This is a genomic window from Paenibacillus oralis (assembly GCF_003863965.1).
Classification (GTDB): domain Bacteria; phylum Bacillota; class Bacilli; order Paenibacillales; family Paenibacillaceae; genus Fontibacillus; species Fontibacillus oralis.
Genome location: NZ_RRCN01000001.1, coordinates 2,363,689 through 2,383,635, shown reverse-complemented (window position 1 = coordinate 2,383,635; position 19,947 = coordinate 2,363,689). Strand labels below are relative to the sequence as shown.

Genomic DNA, 19,947 nt, shown 5'->3' with positions numbered 1-19,947 from the left:
AAATTTCCATAGCATTATTGCAGATAAAATAACCGGAACATTTGATATGTGGGGCGAAAAAAAGAGCAGCGGCATCCATTGCTGACGCGCTGCCCTTTCGGCACAAATCACTGACTAAAAACGATTAATCCCAGTCCTCAAAATCCTCGTCCACGGAATACACTTTGCCCGTGACAGCATCGATGTCCACATCGGCTTCGCCTTGCGCGGTCTTCAGCTCGACTTCGTAAACGTACCGCCCGTCGTCGTAATCAAGCTCAACTTTGGTGACCGTAGCCCCGCTTACTTGCTTGACCGCGATTTCGGAAGCTTGATCGGCGGTGATTTTCGCCCCGCCGGGCAACCCTTTATTCGATCCCGCAATGTAGTCACGGTCGTCACGGTCATCACGGTCATCGTCATCATCGTCGTCATGTTCTCTATCCTTGACCGCCAAAACCTTCCCCGTTACGGCGTCAACTTGTACGTCCACATCACCGTTTGCCTGCTCGATTTCGATATCATAGAATACTTTGCCCGATTTGCGCTTCAATTCCACATCCTCGACACGCCCGGCCTCGGCTTTTAATGCCGCGGCTTTCGCCTGCTCAATGGTGATGTAGGAACTTTTTCCCGACTGAGCCGCCGTTTTTGCGGTTGCCCCGGTTCCGGTATTTCCTGTGCTTTGGCCCGCTGCCCCCGCGCTCGCAAGAGCCGTAGTCGCCCCCAGCAGCAGCGCCGCGGACATGGCACCAACCCACATTTTTCGCTTCATCATCATAAAAATGCCTCCTTTAATATTTCGCTTTCGCTTTGTGCCTGCCCAATTAGATTACCCTTCCCAAATGAGAAGCCGGAAAGAGAAACATTAGAATTTGCTGAGAAAATGAAGTGAAGCTTTGCGTCCATCAATCATCTGAATCGGGTTCATCCTCATCCCAGGTTACCGTCCGGATCGCCCCGGAGATCGCCTGGACCTCCACCGTCGCCTCCCGGCCGTCCGCCAGGTCGATCTCCACCAAATAATAAGGCGTGCTGCCGTCCGCGCCGCGCAGCTCCACATCGTCGACTTCTCCGGGAATCTCGGCAAGGGCAAGCTTTGCGGCTTCGTCTTCCGTCAGCAGCCGGCTTTTTGCGCCCTCTTCCCGCCCCGGAGAAGAAATCGTGCGGGAAACCAGCGTTTCCCCCGTATAAGGGTCAAGCGTCATTTCCCGGCTGGTGCCGTTCTGCTGGACAATTACCGCCTGATAGGCTTGCTTGCCCTCCAGTTCAACAAGCTCCAGCTTGGCGATTTCCCCGTCGATGCGCGATTGCAAATCCGCTTTAACCTGTTCCCGGCTCAGCAGCGTTTTCTGCTCCGTATCCGCTGCCGCTTCGATCCGCTCGATCGAATTCACTTTGCCTGACCCGGCGTCGACGGCAACCTGATACAATCCTGACTCAGAGCGGAGCCGCAATTTGTATTGACCGTCCTCAAGAACGGATTGTTCGATTTTGCCGGGATATTGCTTCAGCACGGCTTGTTCGGCATCCTGCGCGGTCAACGCCGCTTCACCGCTCCTCCAGGGCTGCCAGAACATGACCAGCACGGCAGCAGCCGCAAGCACAACGATCCCCGCCATCCAAAATCTCAGCCCAAACCGCAGCCTCATCTCCCATCACCTTTCATCATTGCCAGCTCCCCCCAGTATATCCGGTGAAAATGAGAAATCCATGAGAACTATTCACCGGCCTGCTCCTTGCGAAAAATCAGGGAGGCGGTTGTCCCTTGCCCTACTTGGCTGTCCAGCTTAATCCGCACTCCGAGGGCCCCGGCGATCTCCTTGGCCAGCGCCAGCCCCAGTCCAAAACCGCCCTCTCCGGCCCCCCTCGTTCTTGCCGGGTCCAGCCGATAGAAGCGGTCGAATACTTTGTTCAGCTCCTCCCGGGGGATTCCGATCCCCCGGTCCTCCACCGTGATCCACCCCTCCCGCTCGTCCGCCCCAACGCGCACGGCAATGCCGGTTTCACTGTATTTGCGCGCATTGTCGAGCAAAATGAACAACAGCTGTTTTAGCATGCCCGCATCCGTATTTTGCCAAATAGATCCTTCCGCGAATAATGTTACATCCCGCTTATAGGCATTGCGAAAAGCACGGACCGATTCTTCCGCCACCCCGGCCAGATCAACGCGCTTCACTTTCATTTGCCAGTGCTCGGGCCCCCTGGCCAGCATCAGCAGCTGTTCCGTCATTTCGCGCATGCGGAGCGATTCGGACAAAATGGCTTCGACCGCCTCGTCAAAGATTTCCGGGCGCTCCCGGCCGCGCCGCTGCAGCAGGCTCGCATAGCTCTCGATGATCGTCAGCGGCGTCTTCAGTTCATGGGAAGCGTCGGATACGAAGCGCTCCTGGCGCTCAAAGTTGGCTTCCAGCATGCCGATCATCCCGTTAAATGTCTCTTCCATCTCCTTCAGCTCGTCTCTGGACGAACCGCTCTGGCTCAGCCGCTTGAACCGGCCGCTGCGCATAATCTCCTTCATCGTTCCGATCATCGAGGAGACCGGCGTCATCATCCGGTTCGCCAAAATCCGGCTGGACACCACAGCAGGGATTAACGCGATGAGGGTTACCGCGACGAGCACCGTGCGCAGCACCGCAAGACGGCCCTCCGTGTCGGCAATCGATTCCATAACCTGAACGTTGACAACTTCACCGTCGGGCCAGATTACCGGGACCGAAACCCAAACATACCCGGTCCGTCCGACTTCCATGCGCCGTGTCTTCCGCTCCTCCTCGAAGGCATACTTGAGCTTGCTCAACTGCTGCTCGGAGGAGGTGGTTACCGGAGGCGTGCTTGTGCCGTCGCTCTTTACGATCCTCAGCATTCCGTTCAGCGGAGCGTACGCCCGCAGAAGATCGTCCGGCGGAATCAAACCCGCCGATTGCCGCACGCCTTTGACGATCGCCTCCGCTTCCGCTTCGACCCGCTTGATTTCATTGCCGACCGACATACGCTCGAACAAAATATACACCGACAGATTCACCGCGATCAGCAGCACGGCGAACAGAGCGGAGGAATATAAATAAATTTTGCTTCTCAGCTTCATGGCTGCTCCTTCAGGACATATCCGACCCCGCGGACCGTGTGGATCAGTTCCTGCGCCCGGCCGCGGTCGATCTTTTTGCGGACATACCGGATATATACGTCAACGATATTGGTATCGCCGTAATGATCGTATCCCCATACCGCTTGTAAAATCTGCTCCCTGCTCAGCACCTGCCGCTGATGCTTGAGCAGAAACACCAGCAGGTCGTATTCACGCGGCGTCAATTCCACCGGATCGCCGTCCCGGAAGACTTCCCGGGTTTGTTCGTTCAGCCTTAAACCGGCGGCGCCGAGCCACGCATCTCCGGACGAAACTTCGGCCGGAGAGGCTACGCCCGCCGTATTGCGCAAACGCAAGGCGGCGCGGATTCGGGCCAGCAATTCCTCGATCCGGAACGGCTTGGTCACGTAATCGTTGGCCCCGAGATCGAGGCCGGAAACTTTGTCTTCGACCGAGCTCTTGGCCGTAAGCAAAATGACCGGGATCCGTTCGTCCAACTGGCGTATGCGGCGGAGAACTTCAATGCCGCTTATCTCCGGGAGCATAATGTCGAGCAGGATCAGATCCCAATGGCCGCGGCGGAAAGCTTCCAAGCCTTCGGTCCCGTTATTTGCCTTGCCTACACGGTAGCCCTCGGATTCCAGTTCGATTTCAAGCAGGCGCGCAATTTTCACTTCATCTTCTATAACCAATATCGCTTCATTCATCCGCTTCCCTCCGCTGTTAATTACAAGCTTATTTTTCTATTATACAAAAGAGGCCATCCCTTAGGTCGGATTGCCGACTTTTTGGGATAACCTCTGATGTTGTGGCCTGTAAACGGTTATTGACCGTAACCAAGTCCGTTCAATTGTTCGATGGCGGAATCGACGTACGTTTTGTAGTTGAACGTTTTTTCCAAGGTCTGCAGGAATTTGTCGTAATCCTCGAGTTTGTTTTTGCCGTAAACGAACTTGATCATCTCTTCCTCGATAAAGCGGTTGGCGTCGGCCGGATTGTATCCCGCCGGGCTCTGCACGAAGCCGTCCAGCGTTTCGATCCGCGGGATGGAGGCCTCGAAATCGATATATTCGACAAGATCGGCGAATTTCGTTTTCAGGTATTCCGTTTCCGGACGGCCGGAAAACTGGTACAGCCAGGTAAAGGAAGCCTCCTCGCGGCCCTTGTCCGTAATCGTCACCTTGTCGCCGTCCAGCGTATAATGGGTGTTTTCAATCCCGAACTGCACGAGGCGGTTACCTTCCGGCGTTGACGTATAATTAAACAGCTCCAGCACCTTGCTTAATTTCTCCGGTTCGTTTTCGAGCCGTTTCGGCACCACCCAGAGCCCGCCGGAAGCGCCGATGTTGATCGATTTGCCGAATTTCTGCCCGTCCGGCCCTACCGGCGGCGGCAGTTGAATCCATTCCGCGTCCGGATTGGCGCCTTTCCACGCCTCGACATCGGCCGGTTTCATCACCTGCGCCCATTCCGTGTGAATGATGCCGACCTTTCCTTGGAACGCTTTGTCCTTCGCCATCGTGCCTTTGTTGTTCACCACTTCCGGATCGACGACGCCCGCGTCAAGGAAACGCTTGATCGTCGTCAGCGCTTCCTTCATCTCCGGCTGATAGAACGTATTGGCCACTTTTCCGTCGCGGACATAAAATTGCGAGGTATCCATAATATTCGTAATGCCGTAGGCGCCGAAGATCGGCTCGAAGGCGTCAAAATTCGTTCCGCTCAGGCCAAACGTATCCGGTTTGCCGTTGCCGTCCGGGTCCTGCTCGGTAAACGCTTTTGCCACATCAAACAGTTCGTCCACCGTCGTTGGCATAGACAAATTCAGGCGGTCCAGCCAATCCTTGCGGATCCAATACGTGTAGGACAACGCTTGCCCCGCCTTCGGCAAGGCGTATTGCTTCCCGCCGATGCTTCCCTTTTTGAGGACATCCTCCCCGGTAAAGTTCTTATATTCCGGCATTTTGTCCAGATACTCGGACAGATCGAGCAGCGAACCCGATTCAACCAGCTTCTGTAACTGCGGTTTCCCGGTAACCATAAACAGGTCCGGCAAGTTGTTGGAAGCGGCGCGGACGTTAATCTGGTTCTCGTAGTCCCCTTGATCGCCGACCAGCGTCATTTCCAGCGAAGCGTTCAACTCCTCGTTCAGCGCTTTTTTAATAAAATCGTCCGCCGGCGGCGTCGTGCCCCAACTGATTTGCGCCACCTCAAGCTTCACCGGCGACCCGGCTCCGTTACCTTCCTTTGCGCCCTGAGGACCGTTTGCCCCCAACGCGGGATTGCCGCCGTCTCCGCCGCCGCAGCCCGCGAGCATTCCGGCCAGCAGCAGCGCCGCCAACGCACCAAACCCGATTCTTTTTGCTGACTTCATCTTGTCCCCTTCTTTCCGATGAAATGAAATATATTTGGTCAAGCCGGGCGGCTGCCAAAGTTATCCCTTGATCGCGCCCAGCAGCATCCCTTTCGTGAAATGCTTCTGGATAAATGGATACACTGCAATGATCGGCAGGCTGCCCAGAATAACCGCTGCCATCTGCATCGCCGCTGTAGGTACGGTCACCTCGGCCTGCAGTTCGCTGGACTGCGACAATAGCAGCATGTTGCGGATCACGACCTGCAGCGGATAAAGATCGGTGTCCGTAATGTACAGCACCGCCGAGAAAAACGAATTCCAATGTCCCACCATATAAAACAGCCCTACCGTCATCACGGACGGGATGGACAGCGGGAGCACGATCCGCCACAAAATCCGGAACTCCTTGGCGCCGTCGATCCGGGCCGATTCAAACAGCTCTTCCGGGAGATTTTCAAAAAAACTTTTCATCACCAGAACATTAAACGTTGCGATCGCCCCGGGGACGATCAAGGCCCAAACGGAGTTGAGCAGGCCCAGGGACTGCACCACCAGATAAGTAGGGATAAGCCCCCCGCTGAACAGCATGGTGAACACGATATACAGCAGGAAAAAGGTGCGTCCCTTCAGGTTCTTGCGGCTTAGCGGATAGGCGGCCAGCGTATTTAACGCCAGGTTGAAGGCCGTCCCCACGATTGTCACAAACAAGGTGACCAGCATCGATTTGCCGAGCGCCGGATCGGCCAGGATCCGGTTGTACGCCTCAAACGACAGGCTGCGCGGCACCACGACGAACCCGCCGTTTTTGATCACTTCGCTGTAGGGGGTCAGTGACATCGAGACCACGTACAGCAAGGGAAACAGCGAGATGGCGGCAACGGCAACCAGAATCAGGTACACCGCGGCATTAAAGATTTTGTCGGACCGGCCTGTCACCATATGCTTCCCCCCCATCTTTTCGCCAGCTTGTTCGCGCCGGTAATCAGCACGATGCCGATCACGGATTTAAACAAACCAACCGTCGTCGCCAGGCTAAAGCTCATTTGCTCCAGGCCTGTGCGGTATACCCACGTATCGATAATGTCGCCCACCTCGTAGACGCGCGGATTGTAGAACACGAAAATTTGCTCGAACCCGGCGTCCATAATGCTTCCTATCTTCAGAATCAGCAGCAAAATAATGACGTTGCGGATACCCGGCAGGGTCACGTGCCAAATCATCCTGAGCCGGCCAGCCCCATCCACCCGGGCGGCTTCATACAACGTCGGGTCGATCGAGCTGATCGCGGCCAGATAAATAATCGCCCCCCAGCCGAGATCCTTCCAGATTTCGGTCGAAACCAGTACGCTCCGGAACCACTCCGTGGAATTCAAAAACGGAACCGAACCGCCCCCCGCCTCCGTGATCCAGCGGTTGAACAACCCCGTCGTCTCCGAAAGAAACGCGACGGATATGCCGTAAACGATGATCCAGGACAAAAAATGCGGCATATAGCTCAGCGTCTGCACCCATCTTTTTAGCCAGCCGATGCGGCACTCATGCAGCAGAATCGCCAGCGCGATGGAGGGGACGACGCCAAACAACAGCTTATACAGGCTGATGAGCAGCGTGTTCGTCAATAGTTGGGTGAAATAAGGCGACTCGAAAAACTGCCGGAAATGCTTATACCAGGGATCAGCCCACGGACTGTGCAGGATGCCTTCGGCGAAGTTGTAGTCTTTAAATGAAATGATAATGCCGTACATGGGCAAATACTTGAAAATGAAATACCACACAAGGCAGGGCAGGAGCATCATATAGAGCGCTTTCATTTGCCAGATGCTTGACAGCGTCCGGTTTGCCGTCCGGTGCGGGGTTTGTTTTGGCGGTAGCGCGGAGTGCTCTGGTAGTGTCGCGGGTTGCTCTGGCGGTAGCGCAGGGTGCTCTGGCGGTAGCGCGGTTTGCGGCTTCATGGCTTCAACCTCTCTATCTCGAAGTTTCTTGATCCGCTTTTATCTTAACGAACCCGCGGGCCGGACAATAGCACCGAATCTGTGGGATCGGATGCACATTTCTCAGCTTTTGCCGCGGGATTTCCGCCGAAGCTCCGGTTTTGGGAGCCAGAGCCGGCTCTATCGCCCGCCGCCGGAATTCTAACGGTTGCAGCAGCAGCTATTTGGCGAAAAAAGGCCTTTTCCAAACTCTAACGGTTGTGAGCGCCGTTATTTGCCTGGTTTCAGGTAAAAACAGCTGAGTTTCAGCGAAATAAGCGCCATGGCAACCGTTACAATTTGAAATCAGCGTTTTTGGAGCAAATAGCGATTGTGGCAACCGTTAGAATAGTTTGGCGGTTAACTCATAGCCAAGCGGAAACCATAAAGACCCGGAACACATTTTCCGTGCTCCAGGCCGACGCCGGGTTTTCCGGGTTTTCCAGCTTTTCCAGGTTCCCTTTCAGGCCGTCCGGTATTCATTTGGCGTAAGTCCGGTCCAACGCTTGAAAATTTTAAAAAAATAGCTGGGGTTGGCGAACCCGCACCGCTCGCCAATCTCCGCAACGGTAAGCTCCGTTTCTTTCAAATAAAACTTCGCTTCGTCGACCCTGAGCTTCTGCAAATAGTTGATGAACGTATCGCCGGTCTTTTTCTTGAACAGGCCGCTTAAGTAATTCTCGTCCATACTGACGTATTTCGCCATCGCCTGCAGGGATATATCCCGCTCATAATGCTGCTGCAAATAATCAAGAATCGCGTTGATTTCCGGATGATCCGTCTCGGCCGGCTTGCGGTGCCGGCTCCCCTTGGCATAACGGCGCATCCGCCGGTCCAGTTCCTCCAGCAGCACGGCGTGGCGCGTGCAGTTCAGCAGCACCGCCGCGTCCTCCGGCGGTTTCCGGCTGATGCGGGCGAACAGCTTATCCAGCCGCTCGGCGGTCTCCTTGACCAGCACCATCGGCAGTACTTGCTGCGCCAGATAATCCCACAGCCCGCACAGCAGATCCCCGCACTCCCCGGGCTCATGCCGCTCAAACGCCCGGATGATCGCTTGCTCCATCTCCCATGGAACGGCCGCCGAGAATGCGTAGTCGCTTTCGAACGCGCGGTCGGACGTTGGCCGCTCGTAATAGAAACGGTCGAGCCAACGCAAATTCTCAAGCCATTCCCGCTCCAGAGCCCCGGCGGAAGCGGAGGCGGAGGCGGAGTCGGAAGCGGTGCAGCAGATTATCGGCAACTCCCGATCGGTATGCTTAAGCGAACCGGGCGCGCTGCCGGTCCAGCGGATGAACAACGTCGTCAGCCCCATCTGCGCATGGGAATGAACCAGCCTCCCCCGGCCCGGGGACATCCCCAGCAGCGAGCAGCAGCGATCGTAATCGAACGACTGCGCTCCGTTCAGCCCGGTAACGATCAGCGGCCGGTCCCCTCCCCAGTCGTACCGCTTCAGCTCCTCCAGCTTTTCTTTTTCGTCCCCGCTAAGCTCCTTGCCCAGCATACTGCGCCATAGATAACCCACCCGGTCGCTTAACGCCAGCTCCTGCTGCCGCGCCAGCTTCTCCAGCTCCGCCTTGGCTTTGCCGAGCGCCCCGAGCAGCCCCGCGTCTTCCATCGAAAGCTTCAGAATGTAGCCGGTGGCGCCATATTCCAGCGCGGCCCGCGCATACTCGAATTCGCCGGCACAGGTCAGCATGATGAAGCGTGCTTCGCTGCCCCGGGACCGGGCGGCTTTCAGCAGCTCAATGCCGTCCATGTAAGGCATAAAAATATCCGAGATCACGATATCCGGAGCCAACGTCTCCAACTGCTCCAGCGCTTCCCGGCCATGCGCGGCCTCCCCGGCAATGGCGAAGCCGTGCTCCTCCCAGGGAATGGCCTGGCGGATCGAACGGCGGACGAAAGGCTCATCTTCCACGAGCAGGATTTTCCACATCGGTCTATCCCTCCTCAAAGTTTTGTGAGCATTACTTCCTGAATCAGCTTCGAACAAAACTCACTTCGAAAGCGGGGGCTTCTGGTATGGCGAAGCGATCAATAGCGGCATCTCCAGCACGGCCATCGTCCCCTGCTCCAGCGGGACCAGCGTCAGCGAGGATTCCCGCCTGAACAAGAGCTCCAGCCGTTCGCGCAGGTTGCCGATCCCGATGCCTTTCCGCTTGCGGCCTTGTTCCGGCCGGGCGCCCGCAAGGCCCTGGCCGTTGTCGCGGATCTCCAGCCGCAGCTTCTGGCCCGCCCGCATGGCGGCGATGCGGATCGCCCCACCTTCACGCACATGAACGAGGCCGTGCTGGATCGCATTTTCAACCAGGGGCTGCAAGCTGAGCTTGGGCACCAGCGCGTACTGCAGCTCCTTGCCGATCTCGTATTCGGCCGTAAACGCATGGTCGTAACGGAACGATTGAATGTATACGTAAGCTTTTACCAGCTCGATTTCCTCTTTGAGATGGACAAGGTCCACCTCGGTATTCAGGCTGGATTCCAAGAGTCGGCCGAGATTCTGGCAAATCTCGAACGTGCCCATATCGCCGTGGTTCCGGGCGTTCCACTTGACCGTGTTCAGCGTGTTTAAGAGAAAATGGGGATTCATTTGCGACATCAGCATTTGAAAATGAAATGCTTCCTTTTGCCGTTCCTCGGTCTTCAGCCGGGAAATCAGGCCGCGGATGTCGCCGATCATGCCGTTAAAGGTTCTGGCCAGCACCAGCAGTTCGCCCTTGAACTTCCATTCGGGAATGCGGACGTCGAGGTCCCGGTGAACCAGTTCCTTCATCGTTCGCTGCAGCGTACGCAACGGGCGGAGTACGGACGCGACGATGGCGTAGGTAACGGCGATAAACACGACAACCGTGAGGGAAAAGGAGACGAGCACCTGGTTTTTCATGGCCCGGATATTCCCCGAGAGCGCTTCCAAAGGAAAGCGCGTCACCAGCGTCCAATCCAGATTGGGCAAGTATATGCCATTGTATATGAACATATTGTTCGCGCCGGAGACATAACGGGAAGGCTCGTTCGCAAACACTCCGTCCATCTCCGCCAATTGAGCCGCCGTATGCGCATCCTGCGGAAGCAAAATCGGCCGTCTCGCACCGTCGAACAAATAGTAGGTCTGCTTCACTTGAAAACCGTTCGTGATCGACTGCAGCCAGGCGCGGATATCGAGGCTGATGCGCAGATAGCCGAAGGTCCGGCCGTTCACCTCCTGCAGCCTGGCGTAAAGCGAATACAGCTCCGCCTGCGGAAAAATGTCCTGCAGCACGTCCCGGGATTCATGGACCGCCCAGGCGTAGGATTGTCCCGTATCCTTGAGCTGCTTGAATTCCGGCTGGCCCGTGATTTCCGAGCCCGTGACACTGCGAACGGAAACGCCTTCCTCGGTGGTCGTGTAGACATGGCCGTAATTATCCGCCAGCGTAATATGGACCGGTATAAGCGCGTTGCCAAGCCCTTGCTTGAGCTCCAGCAATTGATTGCCGATCTGAAGATTGCGTTCCGCCTCATCAAAATCGTCCGGCCGCAGCAGCAGCGTTTTTAGCCCCGGCTCGCGCTCCAGCTGCAGCATCGCGCCCAAAACGCCGATCCGGATGTCCTCCATGCCGTTTTTCAGCAAATTCAGCTGCGACACGTTCTGCTGCGAAATATTCGCCTTCATGTTCGTTTCCAACTGGTTGATGCTCCTCAGCTGCAGGAAGCTGGAAGGGACCAGTACGAACAACAGGATCGATAAGAACAGCCGGTTTTTGATGCCGGACGGCCATAAGGACTTCAAGCCAGCCACGCCGCTCGCCTCCTCTTCCATCGTAAGGTTGTTCAAAAACCGCCTGCTGCAGATCACTTTTGAACCCGCAATTAAAGGCAGTATATCACAGGAGTTCCGGGACCGGAACAGGCCGCTCCCGGCATCCGGAGACGCCGAAAGCGGCTAGTAGACGATTCTGGAAATAACATTAGCATGATGGCAAGTGAAGACTTGAGAAAACAACAAATTAGTCAATTGAAGATCTCGGGTGACAACATAAAGGAAAAAAAGGGCGCTATTCAGCGATATCCCCCATGTTGCGTGAAATAAAGGAATTTTATGGCGTTATTTTCACGATTTATTGGTGAATGGCCGCTTTTCAACCTGTTCATCGAAAAATAAGACCCTAAAGTTCCCCTATTGGTGATGAATAGGCTCAAATTCGGAAAATAAGCCCCTTAAGTTCCTCTATTTTATGGGGACGCTGGCAGCTACCTGAGCGCGCAGGACTAATATAGAACAAAGTGATCCATGGCCCCCATCCGCAAATAAGCCATATTATTTCCGGAGCATTCTACTAGTTTAGAAGGAAACGTCCGATAGCCTGGCTCCGTCAACTTTCATAACAGCGGATTTCCGCGATGGCCGCCGAAGGATCGCCATTCGTGGCATGGATCACGATCCGCAGCCGGGAGGCGGTGACCCCGCCGGGAAGATCATGCGTGCGCCGCCGCTGATAGTTGCCCTGCACCCGCAGCAGCTCGCGCCATTCGCCGTCCGCGAAGGCCTCGATGGCGTAATCTTTCGGGCACTGCGGGTCACGGTAGAACGGCTCGTAAGCGTGATATTCCCGGAACAGGTGGCCGGGAAAAGTAAGCTCGACGCGGCCGATCCGCTGCGGCTCCGCCCATTCCAGGCCGGCCCACTGCGGCAGCGGCTCCGCCGGGTTCGAGCGCCAAACGTTGGTGTAGTCGTACGGGCGGGTCACCCCGGACAACACGTTAGCGGCTCCGTAGGCCGGCTGCGGCGGTTCGACGCGGAAGCTGAGCGTGCCGCCGTCGCGGTAGCGGCGCATCCGCCCGCCGCCCATCTCGTACGCGGAGACGTGGCCAGGCAGCACGGTGCCCGCCATATGCCACTCCACGCCAGGGTTCGCGAGCAGATCGAGCCGCACATACGTGCCCGGTTCGAGTCCGTCCGCCGCCGTCAGATTGACCGGCCATTCGATCCAGCGCCCCGGCCCTGGCGGCACGGTCAGCTTGGTCTTCGCCAGCGGCGTGCCAGCATCGGCACGGTAATCCCAAATATGCCGGACCGGCAGCAGCTCGGCTTCGACCGTCTGCGGCTGATCCGTACCGTTGCTGAGGCAGACGGACAAGCTGCGGATTTGCGCCGTACCGACGGCGATCCACTGCCCCCGCCGCTGCATGAGCGGCTCCGCAGCTTCCATAAATCCCTTCTCCGCCTTGCGGAATCCGCCCGTCCGATCGCGGCTTTCCGGCCCCGCGCCGTACACAAGCTCCGCGCTGCTCGCCGCCGCTTTTGCGCCTCTGGCCAAATCGGCCGGGTCCTCGTTGCGCACGTTCGGCAGGAAGCAGCCGTCCCGCAGCAGCCGCTGCTGCACTTCCTTGATGCAGACGTCGGGCACGTCGGCCACCTCGATGCCTTTTTGCAGCGCCAACGCCGCAGCTGTCCCCGCCGCCTGGCCCATCAGCGCGGTCGTCGCCATCACCCGCACGGTGCCGAGCGCCGCGTGGCTGACGCTGACGTTGCGGCCGGCCATCATCAGGTTGCCGGCATCCTTGGCCAGCATGATCCGCAGCGGGATGCCGTAGGGGCCGCAATAGCTTTTGACTGCGTATTCCGTCGTTTCGGCATATCCTTCCGCACTGGCCGGCTCCGCCGTCGGCGCCAGCAGCCCGCCCGCGGTATGCAGATCGATGAACCAGCCGCCGTAAGCCACCTCGTCCGGGAAAACGGTCAGGTTCAATAGATCGTGCTCGGTCATGAAATACCGCCCCATGATCCGCCGGCTTTCCCGTTTTCCCGGCACCTGGCCGATCCAGTCGAGCGCCAGATTGGCCGATCTTTGCTTCAGCTCAGGGTCGCCGTTTTTGATCCAGTCCCATATCCCCAGCGCATGCCGGGTCAGCTCATGGCGGATATCCTCATTACCGTAAATCGTATGCCACGGCACGCCGATCTCGATCCACCAGAAGCCCGCCATCAAGTCGTAAAAATGCCGCCCCTGGTTATAGAAATATGCCGGGTCTTCATGCTTCACCGCCCATTCCGGGGCCCGGAACGGAACGGGCCGGCCCATATCCTTGGCCTTGAGCTGGATCGAGCTGCCCATCGTATCACTGCTGGCTTCAAGCGGAGCATGGAGCTCGCCGAATTCGCCGCGGCTTTCCGTGCCCAGGCGCCATTCGCAGCCGGCCATATCGGCCACGACGCCGTCGCCGGTGCAATCGATAAACACCCGGCCCCGGATGGTCAGCTCCGTCTCGGCGTTCGCCACCCGAGTCTTCACCGCACGGATCGACTTCGGACCATCCATCTCCACCTCCGTCACCGACGTGTTCAAGTGGAACTTAAGATTCGGCGTCGACACCATCATGTCATAGATCGTCATGTCCCAGACGCTGTTGGTCCATCCGTTTTCGCGGATCGGTTCGTGGTTGGCGGCCCGCTCCTCGATCAGAAGCTCGGAGATGATCCCCGTCTCCCTGGCATAGGCGTGAAACTGGGCCGCGCCGTGCGTCGTGACCCGCACCTCCGACGAGCTGTTGCCGCCAAATACCGGGCGGTCCTGAATGATACAGACACTTGCCCCAAGCCTGGCCGCCGCCACCGCCGCGCTCACCCCGGCCAACCCGCCGCCGCAGACGACGACGTCGTATGATTCCGTGCTCGATTTGTTCACTGTGCTTCCCCCTATGGACCTCGTTTTTTCCATTGTAAATCCGGTTCATCCTTAGGAACGATCAACATATCTTGGGGATTCACTGCACAAATCCTTGCTTCCTCAAAAACTTAGATGAACCCGTCTGAAAATTTCAGAAATTGTTATTACGGTACATATTTTAACGATATGTGTTACTATAAGTTACATAAAACATACTTTTCGCAAAATTTTCATTACATCAGGAGGGGATGCGTATGGCCATACAAACTTCGGATTTGCTTCAGCTGCCGTTACTTAAAAATATGAAGCTGCTGGGAGGCAAAAAAGGACTGAGCCGGGTAGTGACATGGCCGTACATCGGCGGCGAGGATTTTTCGCTAGAGTGGACGCGCGGCGGCGAAATGCTGTTTCTCATGAACGCCGGGGGCCGTGAGGAATCCGGCGGTTTGCGGAAATTGCTGGCCGATTGCGCCTCCAGAAACCTGGCCGGGTTGATTCTGCTTCATCCGCCGGATAGCAGCTCGGCCAAGACCGAACTGGCGCAGTTGGCGGACGAATTGGACTTTCCGCTCCTGGAGCTGTCCGGGAACATAAAACCAACCGAAATCATGAGGGAAATCGGCGACGTCATTGTAAAGCAACAAAATGAACGCCGGCATCTCTACGATATGATTTATGAAATTTTATACGGAGCGCACGCCAACGTCGCAGCTGTCGAGAGACAGGCGGCGTTTTTCGGATATGATTTGAGCTCGGCGCATCAGGTTTGCGTGATCCGGGCAATCAACTTCGAGCACATCGCCTTAAGCTCCGGGTATGTGGAAGACGATGCGCGGGCTGAATTCAAAAGCTATTTCAATCAAGTCGCATTAAACGCTGCCGCGCAATACATCCAGAACGTCATGGCTATACCGAAAGGCGGCAACGAAGCGGTCCTGTTGATTCCACTCAAACAAAACCACGATGAAAAAATGCGAATGAAGCAAGTGGAAAATTTTTGCGAGCACATCATGAACATGTTTATCGGCCTAAAAGTCAAAGCCGGAATAGGCGGCGTCTCGGAAGTGGTATGGGAATGCAGAAAAAGTCTGAAAGAAGCAGAGCAGGCGCTGCAAATCGCCGTGAACACGGAAAACGCCCGAATCGTAACAAAATTCGAGGACTTGGGCATGTTTCGGGTTTTATACAAATTTCCCGATATCTCCGTGTTGGATGAGTATGTCCAGTCTCAATTAGGACCTTTGCTGCAATACGACCACGTCAACAACGGCGAACTAGTGAAGACGCTCCAGACCTATTACGAATGCAAGCTAAACCTGAATCAAACCGCCAAGGAACTGTTCATCCATCGCAATTCGCTAATGTACCGGTTCAAAAAAATTGAAGAACTGATCGGCAAAAAACCGGACGATACCGCAGCATATCAATCGCTCTTCTTCTCTATATTGCTCTATCGCTTTATAAATGTGCAAGGTGAACGATAACTCCCCGAACATTCTGTGCAATCCGTATGATGATTAGATGCCTCACCGTCCAATATACTAGTCATGTAAGGAAACCTTTCTATTCAAGTAGATAAAATAAAACATCATAAGTGAGGTAATCTAACAATGCAGGCTTATTTTGATGGGGTTCCAAAAACGTTGAAGGACGGCATTTTTCATGATCTTTTTCTCGATCCAACCAAAACGGCTGTAATTACCATTGACATGCATGACGGCCATCTGGCCGACGACCCGGAGTGCCCGTCGCCGGCGCCGCGGGGAAGGGAAATTATCGAGCCGATCAACCGCTTCACCGAAGTGTGCCGGACGCTGAACATCCCCGTTATCCACGTGCGTTCCGTGCTGCGCAAGGACGGCTCGGACGACATTCGCGGATATAAAAGCGCGTGGCGGATCTTATCGGAAATGCGCGATCAACCGCTGCCGTTCGCGGACCATCACGCACTGGAAGGAACCAAGTGGACGCGCTTCTCGGTGCAAGTGGAGGAAGAGGATTACACCGTGGATAGCAAAAAGCGGCTAAGCGCTTTTTATTCTACGGATCTTGAGTTGCTGTTGCGAAACCTCCGAAAGGAAACGATCGTCTTGACCGGGGCCCTGACCGACTGCTGCGTCTTGAACACAGCGTGCGATGGAGCAAACCGGGATTTCCGAGTCGTCGTTCCGCAGGATTTATGCCGAGGATATCTCGAGTTGGAACAATCGGCCTTGCAGATTATTTCCAGGTACTTTGGGCTTGTGGTGGATTCGGAAGCTTTAATCAATCAGTGGAAAAAATGAGATTTGAGGAGTGGGATGAGAAATGACCAGACAAAAAGCGAATGAAAAAAAAGGGAGTCGCGTTTCATTATGGTTGGCGGGCATGGCCATCGTTATCGGCTTGGCCGGCTGTTCCTCCGGTTCGAGCAACGAATCCGGCCCCGCGCCGGCAGATTCCGGCCAGGAGGTCGAAGTCTTGACGGTCGGGATCGGAAACGTCATTCCTCCGCAATTTTACGTCGACGAAAACGGCGAGCTTACCGGTTACGATCATGAAGTTCTGCAAAAGATCGATGAAAAGCTGCCGCAATTTGAATTCAAATACGAGCAGCTTGAGCTGGCGGCAACTTTGGTCGCCCTGGAATCCGGCAAGATTCAAATCGCCGACTGGCAGTTCGGCAAAACGGCGGAGCGGGAAGAGAAATTCCTCTACCCGGACGAGCCCTACGATATCGGTGTACTCAAGCTCATCACCCGTAAAGACAACCTGGAACTCAATACACTCGAAGATATGGCGGGAAAGAAGATGGCGCAAATGCCGACGTCCAGCTTTTACACCTACCTGAAGAAGTTTAACGAAGAACATCCGGGCCAAAAAATCGACGTGCAAACGGTCGACAGCTTGCCGGTGGCGGATGCGATGAAAATGGTCGAATCGGGCCGTATCGACGGCACCCTGGCTCTCGCCGGCACTTACAATAAGCTGAATGAGGAACTGCAGCTGGATACCCGTTTAGGCGGCACCATCGATGCGTATCCGGTGTATCAGATCCTCCCCAAAGACCGCCCGGACATCAAGGAAGCCATCGACGGGGCGCTGAAAGAATTGCGTGAAGACGGCACGCTTTCCGAGTTGTCGAAAAAATGGTACGGGCTGGACAACTTTGCCGAATACGAATCGTTCACAAGCGGCCAATCGTCATCCAACCAATCCTTTGGCGGGTAAATCTTGAAGCGGCGCACCGGAGAGATCCGCGCCGGTAAGGAGGGGCTTCATGGAAAAGTTTTTCGACGTTGAATTTATGCTGCGCTCTATTCCCAAAGTGATCGAGGCGCTCCCCGTCACCCTTTTACTGCTGGTACTGTGCATGATTTTCGGCTTGTTGTTAGGCGGTCTGCTGACTTGGATGAAATTAAAGGGCCATCGGTCGCTGCAAACGGCAACGGGGGTTTACGTCTCATTTATGAGGGGAACCCCTCCTCTCGTTCAGCTGTTTTTGATTTATTACGGATTGCCGAACCTGCTGGCGCAATTAGGGCTTAATGTTAGCAGTTGGGATAAATTAGTTTTTGCAATTATTGCATTTACTTTAAGCAACGCCGCTTATCTGTCCGAAACGATGCGTTCCGCTTATTTGGCCGTTCCGGCGGGGCAGCATGAAGCAGCGCAAAGCGTCGGAATGACAGGGTTCCAGTCGTTTCGCCGAATTATTTTGCCGCAGGCGCTCGCGGTAGCGATTCCCAATCTCGGAAACAGCTTGCTGATCGTTTTTAAGGATTCCTCCCTGGTCTTCAGCATCGGCATCGTAGAACTGTTAGGCAAAGCGAAGCTGATCAGCGCGGCGGGATACGGAGCCAAAAACTTGGAAGTATTCGTCGCTGCAGCGTTCGTCTACTGGATTTCCTGCATGATACTGGAGTACGGAACGGGCCTGTTGGAGAAACGTTACAAACGCAAGATGGGGCTGTCCGTATAGCTGACCCGGACGAAAGGGAAGTGAAATGCAAATGGACTTTTACCTGGAGCAATTTTGGAAGTTGTTGTCGGCAGCGCCGATTACACTGCTGCTCAGTGTCACCGCCATGTTTTTCGGCATGATTATCGCTATGTTTTGCGCGCTTGTGCTGATTTACAAAATACCGGTGATCCGAAGATGGGTGACCTTGTATTTATCGGTCATGCGGGGGACGCCGCTGTTGGTTCATCTGTTCATCGCCTATTACGGCATTCCGAAGCTCGTCGACGCGATAGCCGAAGCGACGGGGCTTCCGCTCTCGGTGAACGGAGTACACCCGATCGTCTTCGCGATCATTGCGCTAAGTCTTGAACGTTCGGCCTATCTGACCGAAGCGATTCGGTCCGCCCTGCTATCCGTGCCGAAGGGGCAGATGGAAGCGGCCTATTCCGTCGGCATGACGACGAGCGAAGCCTATCTTCGGGTTGTGTTCCCCCAGGCGTTCGTCGTGGCGATACCGAATTTGGGCAACTTATTTCTCGGGGGAGTCAAAGGGTCTTCGCTCGCATCAGTGGTGGCCGTGGTCGAAATGATGAACATGGCCAATATCGAGGCGACCGACTCCTACAGGTTCATGGAAATCTATGCGATCGTCTCGCTGATCTACTGGGGCATGTGCATCGCCTTTGAACAGTTGTTTGCCAGAATGGAGAAACGGATGGGGCATTTCCGAAAATCACTGCGTTAATCACCGGAAAAGGAGATGCGTTATGTTGCCTGATATTTGGGATGACGATGAACTAAAACAATGCGAAAAATACTTAATCGGCCTGCGCCGCCACTTTCACCGCTTCCCGGAGCTGGGGGGGCAAGAAAAAGAAACCTGCGCGAAAATCGCCGGCGAGCTGGAGCAAATGGGGATTCGTGTTCGCCGGGTCGGCCACGCCGGCCTCATCGGCGAACTGACGGGCGCGCTGCCAGGCAAAACGCTCGTTCTGCGCAGCGACATGGACGCCATCCCCGTTCAGGAAAGCTCCTTCAATCTGCTGCGGGAGAAAGTCGTAATTTCCGAACGCGAAGGCGTCGCCCATCTCTGCGGACACGACGGGCATATGGCGATGCTGCTTGGCGCGGCCAGGCTTCTGTCGCAGCGGAAGAAACGGATCAAAGGACGGATCTTGTTCTGCTTTGAGGAAGGCGCGGAGAAGGTGATCGGGCTGCAGGCGATGATGGACGCGCTCGCGGGAGAGAAGGTCGACGGCGCCTGGGGGATATACCTCGAGTCTTCCCTGCCGTCCGGCGGCTTTGCGGTGGAAGCAGGCGCACGGCTGGCCGGCGCCATCGGGTTTCAGATCACAGTTACCGGCGAAGGCGGGCACGGTTCACGTCCAGACAAAACGGTCAACCCGATCGATTGCTGTGCGCAAATCGTGGGCGACATCCAAGGCATGATCGCGCGAGAAATCAATCCTTACGAGAATGTGGTTCTGTCCTTCGGCAAAATCGAAGGCGGAAGCACGTCCAACATGATTCCTGATACCTGCTCGATGTCGGGAACGATGCGTTTTTTTGACCGGAATGTCGGTTTGCATCTGCAAAGCTCGTTCGGGCGCTGGGTCGAGCATATCGTCACCGCTCACCGCTGCCAGATCAGCATCGACTATTTCGGACGCGGCATGCCCGTGGTCAACCGTCCTGAGGATGCCGCGCGGGCGCGGGAAGCGATCCTCAAGGTGGTGCCGGAAGCCGAAAGCAACTACAGTTTACCGCCGCAAATGCGTTCGGACACGTTCGGGACTTATATCGACGAGTTCTCCGGCGTGTTTGTGTTATTGGGGATCGATAATCCGAAACTCGGCACAGGGGCGGACGGCTACACGCGAAAATACGACCTGGATGAATCCTGTCTCATCAAAGGGACATTAGCCACCCTGGAATATGCAAAGCTGTTTTTGGACTGGGAATAA

Annotated in this window: 16 protein-coding genes; 6 read left to right on the top strand and 10 right to left on the bottom strand. The window is 55.8% G+C overall.

The window, feature by feature from the left end:
* Positions 1-124: 124 nt before the first annotated feature.
* The 10 genes from EHV15_RS11170 to EHV15_RS11125 all read right to left on the bottom strand — a co-directional run bounded on the left by EHV15_RS11170 (position 125) and on the right by EHV15_RS11125 (position 14,058).
* Positions 125-760 carry a PepSY domain-containing protein gene (locus EHV15_RS11170; RefSeq protein WP_128631261.1) on the bottom strand — a complete coding sequence of 212 codons (636 nt, stop codon included), beginning with the start codon at positions 758-760 and terminating at the stop codon, positions 125-127.
* Positions 761-887: 127 nt separating this feature from the next.
* Entirely contained in the window at positions 888-1,631 is a 744-nt protein-coding gene (locus EHV15_RS11165; RefSeq protein WP_128631260.1) for a PepSY domain-containing protein, read from the bottom strand.
* A gap of 68 nt (positions 1,632-1,699) precedes the next feature.
* The gene (locus EHV15_RS11160; protein WP_128631259.1) at positions 1,700-3,067 is read right to left on the bottom strand and encodes a sensor histidine kinase; all 1,368 of its coding nucleotides are present in this window, start codon (positions 3,065-3,067) and stop codon (positions 1,700-1,702) included.
* On the bottom strand, positions 3,064-3,774 hold the full coding sequence (locus tag EHV15_RS11155) for a response regulator transcription factor (protein WP_128631258.1): 711 nt from the start codon (positions 3,772-3,774) through the stop codon (positions 3,064-3,066). Before EHV15_RS11155 ends, EHV15_RS11160 begins: the two co-directional genes overlap by 4 nt.
* A gap of 116 nt (positions 3,775-3,890) precedes the next feature.
* On the bottom strand, positions 3,891-5,441 hold the full coding sequence (locus tag EHV15_RS11150; RefSeq protein ID WP_128631257.1) for an extracellular solute-binding protein: 1,551 nt from the start codon (positions 5,439-5,441) through the stop codon (positions 3,891-3,893).
* 60 nt (positions 5,442-5,501) lie between these two features.
* On the bottom strand, positions 5,502-6,362 hold the full coding sequence (locus EHV15_RS11145) for a carbohydrate ABC transporter permease (RefSeq protein WP_128631256.1): 861 nt from the start codon (positions 6,360-6,362) through the stop codon (positions 5,502-5,504).
* Entirely contained in the window at positions 6,356-7,234 is an 879-nt protein-coding gene (locus EHV15_RS11140) for an ABC transporter permease (RefSeq protein ID WP_246061922.1), read from the bottom strand. The genes EHV15_RS11145 and EHV15_RS11140 overlap by 7 nt, the downstream gene beginning before the upstream one ends.
* A 622-nt stretch (positions 7,235-7,856) precedes the next feature.
* Positions 7,857-9,329, bottom strand: a complete 1,473-nt coding sequence (locus tag EHV15_RS11135) for a response regulator (protein WP_128631254.1) — start codon at positions 9,327-9,329, stop codon at positions 7,857-7,859.
* Positions 9,330-9,389: 60 nt separating this feature from the next.
* On the bottom strand, positions 9,390-11,207 hold the full coding sequence (locus tag EHV15_RS11130) for a sensor histidine kinase (RefSeq protein ID WP_128631253.1): 1,818 nt from the start codon (positions 11,205-11,207) through the stop codon (positions 9,390-9,392).
* 538 nt (positions 11,208-11,745) lie between these two features.
* Complete coding sequence (locus tag EHV15_RS11125) at positions 11,746-14,058, bottom strand: FAD-dependent oxidoreductase (protein ID WP_246061464.1); 2,313 nt, start codon at positions 14,056-14,058, stop codon at positions 11,746-11,748.
* Positions 14,059-14,294: 236 nt separating this feature from the next.
* Here EHV15_RS11125 and EHV15_RS11120 point away from each other — a divergent pair, with 236 nt between their 5' ends.
* The 6 genes from EHV15_RS11120 (at position 14,295) to EHV15_RS11095 (ending at position 19,947) form a co-directional block, all read left to right on the top strand.
* The gene (locus tag EHV15_RS11120; protein WP_178075822.1) at positions 14,295-15,524 is read left to right on the top strand and encodes a PucR family transcriptional regulator; all 1,230 of its coding nucleotides are present in this window, start codon (positions 14,295-14,297) and stop codon (positions 15,522-15,524) included.
* 126 nt (positions 15,525-15,650) lie between these two features.
* The gene (locus tag EHV15_RS11115; RefSeq protein WP_068783143.1) at positions 15,651-16,325 is read left to right on the top strand and encodes a cysteine hydrolase family protein; all 675 of its coding nucleotides are present in this window, start codon (positions 15,651-15,653) and stop codon (positions 16,323-16,325) included.
* A 22-nt stretch (positions 16,326-16,347) separates the two neighbouring features.
* Positions 16,348-17,250, top strand: coding sequence for a transporter substrate-binding domain-containing protein (locus EHV15_RS11110; protein WP_128631250.1), 903 nt, complete (start codon positions 16,348-16,350; stop codon positions 17,248-17,250).
* A gap of 49 nt (positions 17,251-17,299) precedes the next feature.
* The gene (locus EHV15_RS11105; protein ID WP_068783145.1) at positions 17,300-18,001 is read left to right on the top strand and encodes an amino acid ABC transporter permease; all 702 of its coding nucleotides are present in this window, start codon (positions 17,300-17,302) and stop codon (positions 17,999-18,001) included.
* A gap of 31 nt (positions 18,002-18,032) precedes the next feature.
* Positions 18,033-18,728, top strand: a complete 696-nt coding sequence (locus EHV15_RS11100; RefSeq protein WP_178075821.1) for an amino acid ABC transporter permease — start codon at positions 18,033-18,035, stop codon at positions 18,726-18,728.
* 22 nt (positions 18,729-18,750) lie between these two features.
* On the top strand, positions 18,751-19,947 hold the full coding sequence (locus EHV15_RS11095; protein ID WP_128631249.1) for a M20 metallopeptidase family protein: 1,197 nt from the start codon (positions 18,751-18,753) through the stop codon (positions 19,945-19,947).